General features: G+C 69.3%; 17 protein-coding genes and 1 tRNA gene. 11 read left to right on the forward strand and 7 right to left on the reverse strand.

Annotation, left to right across the window (positions count from 1 at the left end):
• Positions 1-330 precede the first annotated feature (330 nt).
• The 6 genes from OH809_RS29515 to OH809_RS29540 all read left to right on the forward strand — a co-directional run bounded on the left by OH809_RS29515 (position 331) and on the right by OH809_RS29540 (position 4,992).
• The gene (locus OH809_RS29515) at positions 331-768 is read left to right on the forward strand and encodes a DUF3052 domain-containing protein (RefSeq protein ID WP_037696857.1); all 438 of its coding nucleotides are present in this window, start codon (positions 331-333) and stop codon (positions 766-768) included.
• Between the two features lie 175 nt (positions 769-943).
• Positions 944-1,402 carry a peroxiredoxin gene (locus OH809_RS29520; RefSeq protein WP_366693641.1) on the forward strand — a complete coding sequence of 153 codons (459 nt, stop codon included), beginning with the start codon at positions 944-946 and terminating at the stop codon, positions 1,400-1,402.
• A gap of 171 nt (positions 1,403-1,573) precedes the next feature.
• Positions 1,574-2,149, forward strand: coding sequence for a TerD family protein (locus OH809_RS29525; protein ID WP_359109185.1), 576 nt, complete (start codon positions 1,574-1,576; stop codon positions 2,147-2,149).
• Positions 2,150-2,326: 177 nt separating this feature from the next.
• Entirely contained in the window at positions 2,327-2,902 is a 576-nt protein-coding gene (locus OH809_RS29530; protein ID WP_406419123.1) for a TerD family protein, read from the forward strand.
• A 71-nt stretch (positions 2,903-2,973) separates the two neighbouring features.
• On the forward strand, positions 2,974-4,116 hold the full coding sequence (locus OH809_RS29535; protein ID WP_406515864.1) for a DUF475 domain-containing protein: 1,143 nt from the start codon (positions 2,974-2,976) through the stop codon (positions 4,114-4,116).
• 141 nt (positions 4,117-4,257) lie between these two features.
• On the forward strand, positions 4,258-4,992 hold the full coding sequence (locus tag OH809_RS29540; RefSeq protein ID WP_406515865.1) for a Tellurium resistance: 735 nt from the start codon (positions 4,258-4,260) through the stop codon (positions 4,990-4,992).
• A 23-nt stretch (positions 4,993-5,015) separates the two neighbouring features.
• Here OH809_RS29540 and OH809_RS29545 read toward each other — a convergent pair whose 3' ends face one another.
• Positions 5,016-5,942 carry a TerD family protein gene (locus OH809_RS29545; protein WP_406515866.1) on the reverse strand — a complete coding sequence of 309 codons (927 nt, stop codon included), beginning with the start codon at positions 5,940-5,942 and terminating at the stop codon, positions 5,016-5,018.
• A 219-nt stretch (positions 5,943-6,161) separates the two neighbouring features.
• Between OH809_RS29545 and OH809_RS29550 the strand changes: the two genes are divergently transcribed.
• The 4 genes from OH809_RS29550 to OH809_RS29565 all read left to right on the forward strand — a co-directional run bounded on the left by OH809_RS29550 (position 6,162) and on the right by OH809_RS29565 (position 11,512).
• Positions 6,162-7,325 carry an HpcH/HpaI aldolase/citrate lyase family protein gene (locus OH809_RS29550; RefSeq protein WP_406419117.1) on the forward strand — a complete coding sequence of 388 codons (1,164 nt, stop codon included), beginning with the start codon at positions 6,162-6,164 and terminating at the stop codon, positions 7,323-7,325.
• 10 nt (positions 7,326-7,335) lie between these two features.
• Positions 7,336-9,831 (forward strand): phosphoribosyltransferase, encoded by a 2,496-nt coding sequence (locus OH809_RS29555; RefSeq protein WP_406515867.1) that lies wholly within the window; start codon positions 7,336-7,338, stop codon positions 9,829-9,831.
• Positions 9,828-10,682 (forward strand): HAD family hydrolase, encoded by an 855-nt coding sequence (locus tag OH809_RS29560; protein ID WP_406419113.1) that lies wholly within the window; start codon positions 9,828-9,830, stop codon positions 10,680-10,682. The genes OH809_RS29555 and OH809_RS29560 overlap by 4 nt, the downstream gene beginning before the upstream one ends.
• A 170-nt stretch (positions 10,683-10,852) precedes the next feature.
• Positions 10,853-11,512, forward strand: a complete 660-nt coding sequence (locus tag OH809_RS29565; protein ID WP_406419111.1) for an O-methyltransferase — start codon at positions 10,853-10,855, stop codon at positions 11,510-11,512.
• Between the two features lie 33 nt (positions 11,513-11,545).
• Here the strand turns inward: OH809_RS29565 and OH809_RS29570 are convergent, their stop codons facing one another.
• The 4 genes from OH809_RS29570 to OH809_RS29585 all read right to left on the reverse strand — a co-directional run bounded on the left by OH809_RS29570 (position 11,546) and on the right by OH809_RS29585 (position 14,766).
• A complete protein-coding gene (locus tag OH809_RS29570) occupies positions 11,546-11,770 on the reverse strand; it encodes a zinc ribbon domain-containing protein (RefSeq protein WP_327246529.1) in 225 nt (74 codons plus the stop codon).
• 97 nt (positions 11,771-11,867) lie between these two features.
• Positions 11,868-12,464 (reverse strand): DUF4383 domain-containing protein, encoded by a 597-nt coding sequence (locus tag OH809_RS29575; RefSeq protein WP_406419108.1) that lies wholly within the window; start codon positions 12,462-12,464, stop codon positions 11,868-11,870.
• A 62-nt stretch (positions 12,465-12,526) separates the two neighbouring features.
• Complete coding sequence (locus OH809_RS29580; protein ID WP_406419106.1) at positions 12,527-13,894, reverse strand: hypothetical protein; 1,368 nt, start codon at positions 13,892-13,894, stop codon at positions 12,527-12,529.
• A gap of 71 nt (positions 13,895-13,965) precedes the next feature.
• A complete protein-coding gene (locus OH809_RS29585; RefSeq protein ID WP_406424910.1) occupies positions 13,966-14,766 on the reverse strand; it encodes a hypothetical protein in 801 nt (266 codons plus the stop codon).
• Between the two features lie 184 nt (positions 14,767-14,950).
• Between OH809_RS29585 and OH809_RS29590 the strand changes: the two genes are divergently transcribed.
• A tRNA-Val gene (locus OH809_RS29590) sits at positions 14,951-15,025 on the forward strand.
• Positions 15,026-15,125: 100 nt separating this feature from the next.
• Here OH809_RS29590 and OH809_RS29595 read toward each other — a convergent pair.
• On the reverse strand, positions 15,126-15,638 hold the full coding sequence (locus OH809_RS29595; RefSeq protein ID WP_406419104.1) for a tyrosine-type recombinase/integrase: 513 nt from the start codon (positions 15,636-15,638) through the stop codon (positions 15,126-15,128).
• Positions 15,628-16,128: a tyrosine-type recombinase/integrase gene (locus OH809_RS29600; protein ID WP_406419102.1), complete on the reverse strand. Its 501-nt coding sequence runs from the start codon at positions 16,126-16,128 to the stop codon at positions 15,628-15,630. Before OH809_RS29600 ends, OH809_RS29595 begins: the two co-directional genes overlap by 11 nt.
• Between the last annotated feature and the right edge of the window lie 111 nt (positions 16,129-16,239).

Below are 16,239 nucleotides of genomic sequence, written 5' to 3' on the forward strand. Positions count from 1 at the left end.
TGTCCGGTGCGCCGGGGCGGCCCGGCAGACGGGTTGGATCAAACCGCAACCATACGCCCAACCCGTCCAAGCGTTCCCAAAGGCTGTTCGACTCCGATTGGCGGACCGAAACGGCATAAGCTGTGCAAGGACGTAAAGGGTGTGGACGGCCGTGTGGAGCCCAGCCAGGGACCTGCCGATCGTGCGGCGACGTGGCAGGGAACGTCACCGTTCAGGCGGTCTCGCACGCTGGGTACTTGCGCGATCCGCCGCGCCCGTGTGGACTACGGCCAACGCCCCGCGCACGCGCGTGGCTGAAGCATTTTCCGAAACATGATCAGGAGGCAACCCGTGAGCGCGACCGCGGACCACGCGGAGGAACGGACCAACTCGGCTGCACGGCTGGGGTTCGAGCCCGGACAGGTGGTCCAGGAGATCGGCTACGACGACGACGTCGAGCAGGAGCTCCGTGAGGGCATTGAGGCCACTACCGGCCAGGAACTCGTCGATGAGGACTACGACGACGTCGCTGACGTCGTCCTGCTGTGGTTCCGCGACGAGGACGGCGACCTTACGGACGCGCTGGTGGATGCCATTGGTCTGATCGACGAAGGCGGTGTGATCTGGCTGATGACGCCGAAGACCGGCCGCGAAGGCTACGTCGAACCGAGCGATATCAACGAGGCCGGCCAGACAGCCGGTCTTTCCCAGACCAAGAGCATCAATGCGGGCAAGGACTGGACGGGCAGCCGGCTGGTCACCCCGAAGTCGGCCAAAGCCAGGCGCTGAACCGCACTCACCACGAGGCCCCCGCCGGTCGTGCACCGGCGGGGGCCTTCGTATGCCCGTACACATGTCCCCCGCCCGCGCGCATCCCTGTCCGCAGGCCCGCCGAGGCCTCTGCGTAGGGTGGGAGTCCACCCGGACAGCCCAGCCCGGTGAAGCAGCGAAGGGACGCGTTTCCATGGCGATCGAGGTCGGTACCCAGGCCCCGGATTTCGAGCTGAAGGACAACCACGGCCGGACCGTGAAGCTCTCCGACTTCCGCGGCGAGAAGAACGTGGTGCTGCTGTTCTACCCGTTCGCCTTCACCGGCGTCTGCACGGGTGAGCTCTGTGCCCTCCGTGACGAGCTGCCGCAGTTCGAGAACGACGACACACAGCTGCTGGCCGTCTCCAACGACTCCATCCACACCCTGCGTGTCTTCGCCGAGCAGGAGGGCCTCGAGTACCCGCTGGTCTCGGACTTCTGGCCGCACGGCGCGACCTCCCGGGCCTACGGCGTCTTCGACGAGGAGAAGGGCTGCGCGGTGCGCGGCACCTTCATCATCGACAAGGAGGGCGTGGTGCGCTGGACCGTCGTCAACGGCCTGCCGGACGCGCGCGACCTGAACGACTACATCAAGGCCCTCGACGCGATCTGATCCGGTTCCGGACGATCCGGCGTCGGTGTTCCGGACGATCTCCCGGCGCCCCCCGGCCAAAAGCCTGCTTTGGCCGGGAACCGGTCACTAGGATCCACTCGTTGATCCGATGCCAACGCAACGTGGAGGCGCCGGCAGTCGTCGGCCCCCAAGAAACCAATGGGAGGACTCGTGGGAGTCAGCCTCAGCAAGGGCGGCAACGTCTCGCTGACCAAGGCCGCGCCCAACCTGACCGCCGTCGTCGTCGGTCTGGGCTGGGATGCCCGTACCACCACCGGTGGAGACTTCGACCTCGACGCCAGCGCACTGCTGACCAACGCCGAGGGCAAGGTCGGCAGCGACGGTAATTTTGTCTTCTTCAACAACCTCAAGAGCCCCGACGGCTCCGTCGAGCACACCGGTGACAACCTCACCGGTGAGGGCGAGGGCGACGACGAGGTCATCAAGGTGAACCTGGCCGGAGTCCCGGCCGACGTCGACAAGATCGTCTTCCCGGTCTCGATCTACGAGGCCGAGACCCGCCAGCAGAGCTTCGGCCAGGTGCGCAACGCGTACATCCGCGTGGTCAACCAGGCGGACAACACCGAGCTCGCGCGGTACGACCTGAGCGAGGACGCCTCGACGGAGACCGCCATGGTCTTCGGCGAGCTGTACCGCAACGGCGCCGAGTGGAAGTTCCGTGCCATCGGCCAGGGCTACGCCTCGGGTCTGCGCGGCATCGCGCAGGACTTCGGCGTCAACGTCTGAGGTACGGCCCGGAGAGCGCGACCGGGCCGTACCTGAGAAGGCACAGCCCGGGCCGCGCCCAGGAGGTGTCCGGCGGATCCGCCGTACACCTCCTTGACGTCCCCGTCCGGCGCCGCACCCAGTGCGGCGCCGGACGCGCTCAACAGACGGTTCATCGACTCGGGGAGGACTCACATCATGGGCGTCACGCTCGCCAAGGGAGGCAATGTCTCCCTCTCCAAGGCCGCACCCAACCTCACCCAGGTGCTCGTCGGCCTCGGCTGGGACGCACGATCCACCACGGGCGCCGACTTCGACCTCGACGCCAGCGCGCTGCTGTGCCAGTCGGGCCGGGTGCTCGGCGACGAATGGTTCGTCTTCTACAACAACCTCACGAGTCCGGACGGCTCCGTGGAACACACGGGCGACAACCTCACGGGTGAGGGCGAGGGCGACGACGAGTCGATCATCGTGAACCTCAACCAGGTCCCCGCCCACTGCGACAAGATCGTTTTTCCGGTCTCGATCCATGAGGCCGATAACCGCGGCCAGACATTCGGCCAGGTCAGCAATGCGTTCATTCGCGTGGTGAACCAGGCGGACGGCCAGGAGCTCGCGCGCTACGACCTGAGCGAGGACGCCTCCACCGAGACCGCGATGATCTTCGGGGAGCTTTACCGGTACAACGGCGAGTGGAAGTTCCGTGCAGTGGGACAGGGGTACGCGTCGGGGCTGCGGGGCATCGCTCTAGACTTCGGGGTCAACGTTTCGTAAAGCCGCGCACGACGCGGGGGAGCCCCGTACACATCCGGGGGAGACCCGATACATACATGATGGGGTAACCAGTGCTTCTGAAAACCTTCGGCTGGTCGTTCGCGATTACCGCGCTCGGCCTGGTCGCAGCGGTGCTCTACGGGGGGTGGGAAGCGTTCGGTGTGGTCGCGATTCTTTCCGTCCTCGAGATCTCGCTGTCCTTCGACAATGCGGTGGTCAACGCCGGAATCCTGAAGAAGATGAATGCCTTCTGGCAGAAGATCTTCCTCACGGTCGGTGTGCTCATCGCGGTCTTCGGTATGCGGCTGGTCTTCCCCGTCGTGATCGTGGCCATCACCGCCAAGATCGGGCCCATCGAGGCGGTCGATCTCTCGTTCAGCCAGCCCGACCGCTACCAGCAACTGGTCACGGACGCCCACCCGGCGATCGCCGCCTTCGGTGGCATGTTCCTTCTGATGATCTTCCTCGACTTCATTTTCGAGGACCGTGACGTCCAGTGGCTGCGCTGGATCGAGCGCCCGCTCGCCAAGCTCGGCAAGGTCGACATGCTGTCGGTCTGCATCGCGCTCGTCGTGCTGCTGGTCTCGGCCATGACCTTCGCGACCCAGGCGCACCAGCACGGCGGCGCGCACGCGGACAAGGCGGAGACCGTCCTGCTCGCGGGTGTCGCGGGTCTGATCACGTACCTCATCGTCGGCGGTCTCTCCGGCTACTTCGAGAACAAGCTCGAGGAAGAGGAGGAGCGCGACCACGAGGCCGAGGAAGAGGCCAGGAAGACCGGCAAGAAGCTGTCCGCGGTGGCGCTCTCCGGCAAGGCCGCGTTCTTCATGTTCCTCTACCTCGAAGTCCTCGACGCGTCCTTCTCGTTCGACGGTGTCATCGGCGCCTTCGCCATCACCAACCAGATCGTGCTGATGGCCCTCGGCCTCGGCATCGGCGCCATGTACGTCCGGTCGCTCACCGTCTACCTGGTCCGCCAGGGCACCCTGGACGACTACGTCTACCTGGAGCACGGCGCGCACTACGCCATCGGCGCGCTGTCCGTCATCCTTCTCATCACCATCCAGTACCAGATCCACGAGATCATCACCGGTCTCGTCGGCGTCGTGCTGATCGGCTGGTCCTTCTGGTCCTCCGTCCGGCGCAACAAGGCGCTGGAGGCCGGGGGCGGCGGCGACCCGGATTCCAGGGCGGAGGTCCCGTCCGGGGTGTGACCCGGTAGGGATTGAGGAACGCTCTCAGCGGGGCGGTCCGCACGGCGACGGTTCTCGGGGAACACCCGGACCCGGCCCGGGGGCCGCCCCGCAGTGATGCGTGCGGGGCCTGGGCACTACCGAGACATGTGGGGGTTGGGGATGGCGTTCTGGGACAGCCTGTGGCCGGGGCGGGAAGCACAGTTCGAGTCGGGCAACGCGGCGACCAACTCCATCGTGCTGTCCAAGCGGCACGCCACCGTCTCCCTCACCAAACAGGGCGCGCTGACCGGCAACCTCCGGGTCAACCTCTCCTGGCGGATGCGCACGTCCGACATCGAGGGCAGGTCGCGGCAGAGCGGCCGGCTGCTGCGGCCGTTCAAGCTCTTCCAGCCCGATGTGGTCCAGGCACACACCCGGGGTGTGGTCAACGTCGACCTGGACCTGGGCTGCATGTACGAGCTGAAGGACGGCACCAAGGGCGTGGTGCAGCCGCTCGGCAACCTGATCGGCGACCTGAACGCGCCGCCGTACATCAGGCTCAGCGGGGACGACCGCTTCGGGGCGCCGTCGGGGGAGACCGTGTACGTCAACCTCGACCAGCGGGACCAGATCAAGCGGCTGCTGTTCTTCGTCTACATCTACGACCAGACGCCGGCCTTCGACCGTACGCACGCCAAGGTGACGCTCTACCCGGGCAACGGCCCGCGGATCGAGATCGAGCTCGACGAGCGGGCCCCGCAGGCGCGCTCGTGCGCCGTGTTCACCGTGGAGAACGTCAAGGGCGAGCTGATCGTGCGGCGCGAGGTGAAGTTCGTCTACGGCTTCCAGTCGGAGCTGGACCGGCTGTACGGCTGGGGAATGCAGTGGGGGCGCGGCTACAAGTCCCGGGCCTGAGCGGGCGCCTGCCGCCGCGGCGCTCAGGAGCGGACGAACTGGGGGCCCTGCGGCGGCAGCACGAAATTAGGGTCCGGGGCGGGCGCGGCGGCCGCCGCGGGCTGCGGATAGCCGTATGCGGGCTGCGGCGCGGCCGGCTGCGGGTAGCCGTAGGCGGGCTGAGGGGCGGGGGCGGCCGCTGTGGGCTGCGGATAGCCGTACGCCGACGGGGCAGCCGGGGCGGCTGCGGGCTGCGGGTAGCCGTACGCCGACGGGGCAGCCGGGGCGGCTGCGGGCTGCGGGTAGCCGTACGCGGGCTGCTGGTGCTGGACCGTGGCCTGCGCGTCGGGTCCGGGTGCCGGTGCCGGGGGAGACACCGGGGCGACCGTCGGCACTGCCGGGGCCGGACCGGGCTCGGCCGCGGCCTCCGCCTCGTCGACCGAGATGCCGAATGCGGTCGCGAGCCCCACCAGTCCGGTCGGGTAGCCCTGACCGACCGCCCGGAATTTCCAGCCATCGCCGCGCCGGTAGAGCTCACCGCAGATGATCGCGGTCTCCTCGCCGGTCTCCGGCCGTACATCGAACACGGCGAGCGGGTCGCCGCTCGCCGATGCCGCGTCGTGGAGAAGTATGCGGAGATCGCGGACCTGCTGGAAGGCGGCCCCGTCGGAGGAAGCGGCGATGACCACCTGTTCGACCGACGGGTCGAGCGCGCCCAGGTCGGCCTCGATGGTGTCGGTGAGCCCCTCGGCGACACTGCGCTTCGGCAGCCGTCGTACCAGGCCGGAGGGGTGCCGGGGCTGGTTGTAGAACACGAAGTCCTCGTCCGAGCGCACACGGCCACCGGCGCCGAGAAGCAGGGCCGAGGCGTCCACGTCGGGCACCCCGGCGCCCGGAGTCCAGCGCAGCACGGCCCGTACGGCCATGGCATCGAGGGGGACGTTCGAGCCCTTCAGCATCGCGTGCGTCATGGCGGTCATCCTGCCTGCTGGCTGCCTGCGCAGACAACGTGGGGGCCCGACCCATGTCTCGGCAGTGCGTCGGAACCACGTCCTCCGGGCCCTGCGGAACCGTTGGGAAATGGACGAGTTACCCGGAATTCATGCACGTGGGGAACTGTCGACACCCGCCCATACGTACTATTACCGGCCACACGTTGTCCGGTCGATCCGGCAGTACGGGGGAATCACATGCGTCATTTCGGGCACATCTCGCCCGCTGCGCGGGAAGGCCTGTTCTTTCAGCAGCCGTGCGAATTCGGTGCGGACTCGCCCGCCCGGATGCTGTCGGCCGCCCTCGGCGCCACCCTCTACTCCCCGGCCACCCGGCCGCGGCTCGCCGATGACGTCCTCAAGCAGGCCGGGCGCGGTGTCGTCTCGATGGTGCTGTGCCTGGAGGACTCCATCGACGACTCCGAGGTGTCGGACGGCGAGGAGAACCTGGTCAGGCAGTTCGACGACCTCGCCGCGCGCGGCGCCGAGGTGCCGCTGCTCTTCATCCGGGTCCGCGAACCGGAGCAGATAACGGACCTGGTGCAGCGGCTCGGAAGCTCCGTCCGATTGTTGTCCGGTTTCGTACTTCCGAAGTTCACGGAAGAGCGCGGTCTTCCGTTCATGGAGGCGCTCACCAAGGCCGAGACGGCCGGGGGACAACGCCTGTTCGCGATGCCCGTTCTCGAATCGCCCGAGCTGCTGCACCTGGAGACCCGCGCGGCGGCGCTCCAGGGAATCGTCCGCACCGTCCACACGTACCGGGACCGGGTGCTCGCCCTGCGGCTCGGGGTCACCGACTTCTGTTCGGCGTACGGACTGCGCAGGGCGCCCGACATGACGGCGTACGACGTCCAGCTCGTCGCCGCGGTCATAGCCGATGTGGTCAATGTGCTGGGCCGGGCGGACGGGACGGGCTTCACGATCACCGGACCGGTGTGGGAGTACTTCCGTCTCCAGGAGCGCATGTTCAAGCCGCAGCTGCGCCGCAGCCCCTTCCTGGAGGGCCGGGCCGAGGGGCTGCGCACGACACTGATCGAGCACGACCTGGACGGGCTGCTGCGGGAGATCGAGCTCGACCGGGCCAACGGGCTGCTCGGCAAGACCTGCATCCACCCGTCGCACGTCGCGCCGGTGCACGCACTGTCCGTGGTCAGCCATGAGGAGTTCAGCGACGCACAGGACATCCTGCGGCCGGAGCGCGGCGGTGGCGGAGTGATGCGCTCCGCATACACGAACAAAATGAATGAAGTGAAGCCGCACCGCGCCTGGGCCGAGCGCACCCTGCAACGGGCCGAGGTCTTCGGCGTGGCGAAGGAAGATGTCGGCTTCGTGGATCTGCTGGCCGCGGGGCTCGCGGAATGAGCGCGTCTCGATGAGCGAGCGCGCAGCAAGGAAAGAGACGGCGAACGTGGTGTGGTCGGGTAGCTGGGTGGCGGAGCGACTGGGCGTCGAGCTCGTCGGCAACGGGAAGCCCGAAGGTGACGGCGAGCTGCGGGAGCTGCTGGGCCTCGCCCTGCGCCGCAACCCCAAGCGGGCCCATCTGCTCGTCTCCAATGTGCTGGGCAAGCATGTGCCGCAGCGGCCGTCCGTGGTGTACGGCGCGGGGTTCGAGCTCGGCCTGAGCGTGCGCGCGCTCCTCGGGGAGGCGGAGGCCCGCCGGGCGGTGGTGCTCGGGTACGCGGAGACGGCCACCGGCCTCGGCCACGCGGTCGCCGACGGGCTGGGCGTGGTCCCGTACCTCCACTCGACGCGGCGTCCGGTCGAGGGCGTGGCCCGGGCGGGCGGCTTCGAGGAGTCGCACTCGCACGCGACATCGCATCTGCTGCTGCCGGAGGACCCCGCCTTGCTGGCGCGCGGGAGCGGGGCGCCGCTCGTGCTGGTGGACGACGAATTCTCCACGGGCAACACCGTGCTCAACACGATCCGCGTACTGCACGAGCTGTACCCGCGCGACCGCTACGTCATCGTGGCTCTGGTGGACATGCGGTCGGCGGCCGACCGCGAACGGCTGACCGGGTTCGCCGCCGAGATCGGCGCCCGCGTCGACCTGGTGGCCAGGGGTACGGGTACGGTCCGGCTCCCGGACGGCGTTCTGGAGAAGGGCCAGGCCCTGGTCGCCGCCCACGAGCGGGAACGGGAACCCGCCCGGGCCGGCGCGGCAGGGGCCGGCAGCCCGTGCACCCGGGTGGAGCTGGAGTGGCCCGCCGGCGTGCCCGACGGCGGACGGCACGGCTTCACCCCCGCCCACCGCGAGACGCTCGAATCGGCCCTTCCCGCCATGGCTGCCCGCATCGCCGGCGCCCTGGGCGGTGAAGCCCGCCGCATACTCGTCCTCGGCTTCGAGGAGCTGATGTACGCACCGCTCCGGCTGAGCACCGCCCTGGAGGAGCACACCGACGCCGAGGTGCGCTACTCGACCACCACACGGTCCCCCGTCCTCGCCGTGAACGACCCCGGCTACGCGATACGGAGCCGGCTGGTCTTCCCGGCCCACGACAACCCGGCCGACGGCCCCGGCGTCCGCTACGCGTACAACGTCGCGGACGCCGGTTTCGACGCCGTGGTCGTCGTCGTCGACTCCGCCGCCGACACCCCGGAACTGCACGCCCCGGACGGCCTGCTGGCGGAACTCGCCGCGCACACCACCCACGTCCTGCTGGCCGTCGTCCCCTCGTACGTCCCGTCGTCCGCCCCCTTCACCGCCCCCGAACGGCAGGAACCTCCCATGCTGTCCGAGCCCCTCCGTGGCCCGGCCTTCTCCTCCTACGCGCCGGAAGAAGTCGGCTGGCTGCTCCAGGACCTCTCGGACACCGAGCTGGAGGCGCCCACCGAGGAGCGCGAGGAGGCGATACAGAGCGGCGGCGCGCACTACGCCGAGTCGCTGCCCGTCGAGTACCAGCCGTCGGCCGAGTACCAGGACCTGTTCAAGGCGGCCCTGGACCTGTCGGCGGCCCGCATCGCGCGGGCCGTCGGAACCGTCACCGAGACGGTCCTCGCCGAGCGGACCCCCCGCCCCGTCCTGGTCTCCCTCGCACGGGCCGGAACCCCGGTCGGCGTGCTGATGCGCCGCTGGGCCCAGCACCGTCACGGGCTCGATCTGCCGCACTACGCCGTCTCCATCGTGCGCGGCCGGGGCATCGACGCGAACGCCCTGCGCTGGCTGGCCACCCACCACGACCCCGCAGACGTCGTCTTCGTCGACGGCTGGACCGGCAAGGGCGCCATCACCCGCGAACTGGCCGCCGCACTCGAAGAGTTCGACGGCTTCGACCCCGAGATCGCGGTCCTCGCCGACCCGGGCGGCTGCGTCCGCACCTACGGCACCCGCGAGGACTTCCTCATCCCGTCCGCCTGCCTCAACTCCACTGTCTCCGGGCTGATCTCCCGTACCGTCCTCCGGTCCGACCTGGTCGGCCCCCATGACTTCCACGGCGCGAAGTTCTACCGGGAGCTCGCGGAAGCCGATGTGTCCGGTCACTTCCTCGACACCGTCGCCGCCCACTTCGACGAGGTCGTCGACGCCGTGGACGCCGAGGTCAAGGAGCTGCTCACGGCCGACCGCGCCCCCACCTGGGAGGGCTGGGCGGCCGTCGAGCGCATCAGCGAGGAGTACGGCATCCACGATGTGAACCTGGTCAAGCCGGGCGTCGGCGAGACCACCCGCGTACTGCTGCGACGTGTCCCCTGGAAGATCCTCGCCAAGCGCGGCGTCGGTGCCGACCTCGAACACATCCGGCTGCTGGCCGAGCAGCGCGGCGTGCCGGTCGAGGAGGTCGACGGTCTCCCGTACACGTGCGTCGGACTGATCCATCCGAAGTACACCCGCGGAGCGACGGGCGCGGACGGCAAGGCGGTGGCGTCACAGTGACCCACCCGGCCACTACGACCACCCCGACCACCCCTGTGACGCTGGTCGCCAGCGACCTCGACCGCACCCTCATCTATTCGACGGCGGCACTCCAGCTCGCCATGCCGGACGCGGACGCCCCCCGGCTGCTCTGCGTCGAGGTGTACGGGAACAAGCCGCTCTCCTACATGACGGAGACGGCCGCCGCACTCGTCGACGAACTGGCCCGCACCACGGTCTTCGTACCCACGACCACCCGTACCCGCGAGCAGTACCACCGCATCCAGTTCCCCGGCCCCGCACCGAAGTTCGCCATCTGCGCCAACGGGGGACATCTCCTGGTCGACGGCGTCTCGGATTCCGACTGGCAGGACCGGGTGGCCCGCCGGCTGGCCGACGAGTGCGCCTCGCTCGCCGAGGTCCGCGCCCACCTCGTGGCCGCCGCAGACCCCGCCTGGCTGCTGAAGGAACGGGTCGCCGAGGACCTCTTCGCCTATCTCGTCGTGGAACGCTCGCTGCTGCCCACGGACTGGCTGCAGGAGCTGGCCGAGTGGGCGGGGCCCCGCGGCTGGACCATGTCCCTCCAGGGCCGCAAGATCTACGCCGTGCCCAAGCCGCTCACCAAGAGCGCCGCGATGCACGAGGTCGCCCGCCGCGCCGGCGCCACGCTCACCCTCGCCGCCGGCGACTCGCTCCTCGACGCCGATCTGCTCCTCGCCGCCGACCTCGCCTGGCGTCCGGGCCATGGCGAACTCGCCGACACCGACTGGAGTGCCCCGCACGTCGACGTCCTGACGGAACGTGGTGTGGCGGCGGGCGAGGAGATCCTCCGCCGATTCATTCGGGCTTCCGTCCCCCGGCACGGTCTCTGAATTGCGGCCGTCGCCGAACTGCTCCACCGGTGCGCGGAGAAACACGTCGACACGATCTTCGACAAGCTCGGACCGACAGGGAACAGTGGCTGGCAGCCGCCGCGTTCCCGCCGTACTCCGGTACTCGGGGACCTGACCAGCCTGCCCGGCAGGCACGAAGAGAGTCTGCGATGAGCAAGGGAAACGAAACCAAGATCACGGACGAGTTGTACGCGTACATGCTGGCGCACAATCCGCCGCTCGACGCGGTGCAGCGTGAGCTCGTCGAGACCACATACGCGCGCCTTCCCGATCAGGCAGGCATGCAGTCCGCCGAGGAGCAGGGGCCACTGCTCGCCTTCCTCGTACGGCTGACCGGGGCCCGGCACATCGTCGAGGTCGGGACATTCACCGGGTTCTCCGCCCTGGCCATGGCGCAGGCGCTGCCTGCCGACGGGCGGCTGATCGCCTGCGACATCTCGGAGGAGTGGACCGCCTACGGCCGGGAGGCGTGGGAGAAGGCAGGCGTCGCCGACCGGATCGAGCTGCGCATCGCTCCCGCGCTCGACACGCTGAGGGCGATGCCGTCCCGACCGCACATCGATCTCGCCTATCTGGACGCGGACAAGGGCAACTACATCCCGTACTGGGAGGAGCTGGTGCCCCGCATGCGGCAAGGCGGCCTCGTCGTCACCGACAACGTGCTGTTCCACGGCGGCGTGACCGACCCGCAGGCGACCGGCGGGGCGGCGGCGATCAAGGAGTTCAACGAGCATGTGGCCGCCGACCCGCGGATGGACAGCGTGATGCTCACCGTGGCGGACGGGCTGACACTCTCCCGCAGGAGGTAGCGCCCGCCCGCTGGGTCGAGCGCCGCGGCCGGGTCAGCCGCAGCAACCCCCACCGCAGCAGCCCCCGCCGCCACCGCCACCCGACGGGGCGGCGGGCGCGGACTTGGCCGAACCCCCGCCCACAGCCACGGTGGAGAGGAGCTTCACGGTGTCCTCGTGCCCGGCGGGGCAGGAGGCAGGGGCCGAGGACTCGGCCATCGGACGGCTGAGTTCGAACGTGTCTCCGCAGGAGCGGCAGCGGTACTCGTAACGAGGCATGACCCCAGGCTAACCGGCGGCGCTGCCCGGCAGCGGTATCCGGCAACAGGACCCAGGGACGGTACGGGGACGGCGCACCGCCGCGACGGCGCCGCTCCTACGACCGGGTAATCGGCATGGACTGCCGTCGCCTGAGGCGCAGCTCCTGGGCTGCCTGCTCGGGATGGCGGGCCTGCCAGTACGGGTTGTCGTGCGGGAGCCCGCCACTGACCCTGCCGTACATCCCGAACATCATCAGCATCAGCCCGACGACAAAGCTGAACAGCACGTTCTGCAGGTGGAAGGCCAGGAAGTTGTAGTCCGTGTCGAGCAGCGCGAGATTGATGAAGCCACTGAGGATGAACGCGATACCGAGGACCATGTTGAGCGTCGAGGCGAAGTTGCCGCCGATCACCATTCCGATGAACAGGAGCAGGCCGACGCAGATGGACAGGACGCTGAGTGCGCCGTTGGTGTTCAGGCCCGCGACGGTGGCACCACCCGTGTCGAAGAAGCCGATCTTGTCGATGACCCCCAGGATGCCGAAGGCAAGCAGCACCAGTCCCATCAGCCCTGCCCCGACGCGGTAGACGCTGCTGAGCCGGTGATCGACCGGGAGATGCTCGTCGAGCCGGGCCATTCTGCCGGGTCCTGCCGGACCTCGCGCCGCTCGCTGCGGGTGATGCGGGAGACGCGGAGCATGAGTGTGGGCCATGGTGGTGGCCTCCTTCGAACTACCACCATGATCCGCCCCGCCCCGGGCCCCGACAACTCGGCTCAGCCCCCGGCGCCACGCTCCTCACGGATCTCGGAGACCACCCTCGCAGCCGTCTGCCGCACCGCTTCCGTCTCGGTCAGAAAGTGCCAGTAGTCGGGGTGGCGGCCCTCCAGTCCGGCGACGGCGCGCTCCAGCCGGGCCACCCCGTCGTCCAGCGGACGGGCATGGCGCGGGTCGGGCGTGTTGCGGCCCGCCATGGCCAGACGCTGTGCGTCCCGGATCGCGAACCGGGTCCGCTGGATCTCCTGCTGCGGATCCTTGGCCACGGCGTCGAGCCGGTGCAGCCGGTCACCGGCCGCGGACACCGCCTCGTCCGTCGCGTTCAGCAGGGCCCGTACGGTGGAGAGCCGCGAGGTCGCATCCGCCCAGCGCTGCTCGTCCCGCGCCTTGGCCGCCTCCTTGAGCTTCTCCTCGGCCTGCCGCACATTGACCGCCGCCTGCTCCGGAACCGGCTGGAGGTCCTGCCAGCACGCGGCCGAGAAACGCCGCCTCAGCTCACTCAGCACCGGCTCCACCGAGCCCGCGCGGGTGGTCAGCGCCTGGGCACGGGTCCGCAGCGACACCAGCCGGTGGTCGATCTCGGCGGCACGCTCGGGAAGCTGCGCCGCCTCCGCCCGTACGGCTTCCGCACCGCGCAGCACCTGATCGGCGCGGAGCAGCGTCTCCTGCACGCCGTGCCGGCCGGCGCCCTGGTTGAGCTTGGTCAGTTCGGGGGCGAGGGCCGCCAGGCGCGCGGCGAGATCGTCCGCCCGCAGCCCGGACGCGCGCACGGCGTCGAGAGCATTGCTCGCACCGAGCAGCGCCTGCCGGGCCCGCTCCACAGCGGGCGCGAGCCGGGCGAGCTCTGTCTCCGCGTTTCCCAGGAGCGGACCGAGTCCCTGGGCGAACCGGTCGAGCTCGCCCTTGACCCGTACGAGCTCGTCCTTGGCGCCCGTCAGTTCCGTCCTGGCACGCGCCGCGATCGCCGGTTCGAGATCGTCCCGGTCCAGGTCGTGCGCGTCCACCGCCGTGATGTACGCATGGCTCGCCTCGTCGATCCGCCGCCCCAGAGCAGCGAAGTCGTCCACGACCTTGCGCGCGGCGGGCGAACTGTCCACCGCGGTGATCGTCTCGATCGAGATCTGCAGATCGCGCTGAGCGGTGTCCAGCTCGTAGAACGCCTCCGCGGCCGCATCCTTCGCCGCCTGCGCCTCGACCCGCTGGCTCTCCCCGCGGCCGCCGAACCAGCGCCGCGTACCTCCACCGGCGAAAGCGGCCGACAGCGCGGCGGCGAGCAACGGCACCGGCAGCAGCATCAACCCGAGGACGTCCCTGACGGCGGAAATGGCACCCGCTCCTGCCTGCGGCCGCGCGTCTGTCGCCGTCACATCCCTCTCCCGTGCCGTTTCGCCCTGCCCGGTACATTCTCCCACCAGGTAAGGACGAACACACGGGCCGGTTAGTTCGCCGTTCGCACCGTGATCTGACCGTTGTCGCTGTGCGCCTTCACCACATGAGGACTGCCGTCGCTGCGCGGCACCTTCACCGAGATGCGCCCGTTCCTCGCGGTGGCAGTCACCGCGTACGCCTGCGAACCGCTCGGCAGATCGATGGTCACCCGGCCGTTGTCGCTGACGGTGTCCACCAGATCCGGCACCGCGCTGAACCCGAGCCGGATCCCCCCGTTGTCCGAGCGCGCGGAGACGGACCTGCTGGAGATCCGCTCCGTGACGAGGCCCCCGTTGTCGCTCGCCAGCTTCAGCGGACCGCTGGAGTCACGCACGGTCACCTTTCCGTTGTCGGAGTGGAGCGTGAGAGGAGTGTCGAACCCGGACGCGAGGATCCGCCCGTTGTCCCCGTTGACCGTCACCGCGACGCCACGCGGCACCTTCACCTGGTGGCGCGACCCGCAGTTACTGATCAAAGCGTCGCACTTCACCCGCAGCGTGAGCGTGCCGTCCCGCATCGACCACCGGGCATCGGGCCCGTTCCCGAGCACCACCCACCCGTCGACGCGCCGGGTCACCTCGACCTTGCGCACATCGGCCGGCACGAGCTCAACGGTCGTACCGCCGGATTCGATGGTCAGCGTCTTCCCGCTCAGCGCGAACGACCTGTGCTCGGCCGGCGCGTCGTCCACATCCGCGCTGCCGCAACCGGTGAGGGCCAGGGCGGCGAGGACAGCCCCGCCGGACGCGACGAGCGCGCGGGGCCGGGTGCGAGCGCGGGTGCGGGTGTGGGTGCGGAGTGCCACGGTGATCGATCCCCCATCCGGTCCAGCGGGCTGTCCCGCCGGTGTGGATCCACCGTAGAGAGCGAGCCGGCCCGGGGAGAATCCGGGCGGCTACCGTAAGCGGGGTGGGGATATCCCCCGTCTCCCCGCCGGTCCGGACAACCGTTTGTGAGCATGGGCCCTGTGCCATGTACGCTGTTGCTTCATCCACGGGTGCGTAGCTCAGGGGTAGAGCGCTGCTCTTACAAAGCAGATGTCGGCGGTTCGAAACCGTCCGCGCCCACCAGTAGTCAGTACGACAAAGGCCCAGGTCACCGGCATCAAACCGGGAGCCTGGGCCTTGATCGTTCCTCCACCGTTCCGGCGGGGGAGCGGCGTCGTGCCACTCACGTGCCAGATGCCTCCTCCAGACCCTCACCGGAGGGCTCGGCCGGGCGGACCTTTTTGATCTGCTCATCAACATGAGCGGCGATCGCATGGTCCCGCCCGTTCACCAGGTGCTGATAGATCAGCGCGGCCCGCGCCGACGAGTGCCCCATGCGCTGCATCAGCTCGCGCGTCGTTGCGCCACCGGTCGCAGCGAGGGTGTTGCCCGTGTGTCGGAGGTCGTGAAAGTGCACGTCCCCGAGTCCGGCCTCCTCGACCGCCCGCAGCCAGATGCGGCGGAAGTTGTTCCGACGAAGCTGGCCGCCTCGTGCTCCGGTGAATACCAGACCCGTACGGCTCGACTCGGCGTGCTTGTCGAGATGCGTGGCGAGCTCGGCTTTCAGCGATGCCGGGAACGCGACGGTACGGACGCCGGCCGCGCTCTTGGGGGCTTTGATCAGCAGCCCGTCTGACCGCGTCTCGGCGAGCGCGCGACGTACGGAGACGGTGCGCCGCTCAAGGTCACACGTCACGGCGCTGCAGAGCGGCCAGCTCTCCGAAGCGAAGACCGGTGAAGGCAGCCAGGAGGATGAACACGCGGAACCTCACGGGCACGGCCTCGGCGAGCTGGAAGACTTCCGCGACTTCGAGGAATGGCCGTTCGGCAGTTTTCGCGGCACCAGCACCCTTGATGCGGCACGGACTGCGCTGAATGACGCCGTCGTCCACCGCCGTGTTCATGATGGCCCGAAGGACCTGATACGCCTTGGCCACCGTCGGCTCACCTACACCCGCGTCCAGGAGATCCGCCCGCCAACGCCGGATCTGCGGCGTCGTGATCTCACTCAGCACGGTGCGCTCGAAGGTAGGCAGGACGTGCAGACGCAGTGCACTGCCGTTGCGTTCCCACGTCGTGGCCGCGTAGTCCCGCTCCTTGAACCAGACACCGGCGTACACACCGAACACGATCTCCTCGTCCGGATTCCGCCAGCGCCCCTCGATGATCTCGGCTTCCTTGCGCACCAGCCAGCGATCGGCGTCAGTCTGGGTGGGGAAGGTCTCCGGGGCCGAACGCAGCAGACCATCCGGACCGGGATACCGAGCTTGAAAGCGGCCGGACGGCAGCTTGCGCAG

Origin of the sequence: Streptomyces sp. NBC_00873 (assembly GCF_045207415.1) — a bacterium.
Classification (GTDB): domain Bacteria; phylum Actinomycetota; class Actinomycetes; order Streptomycetales; family Streptomycetaceae; genus Streptomyces.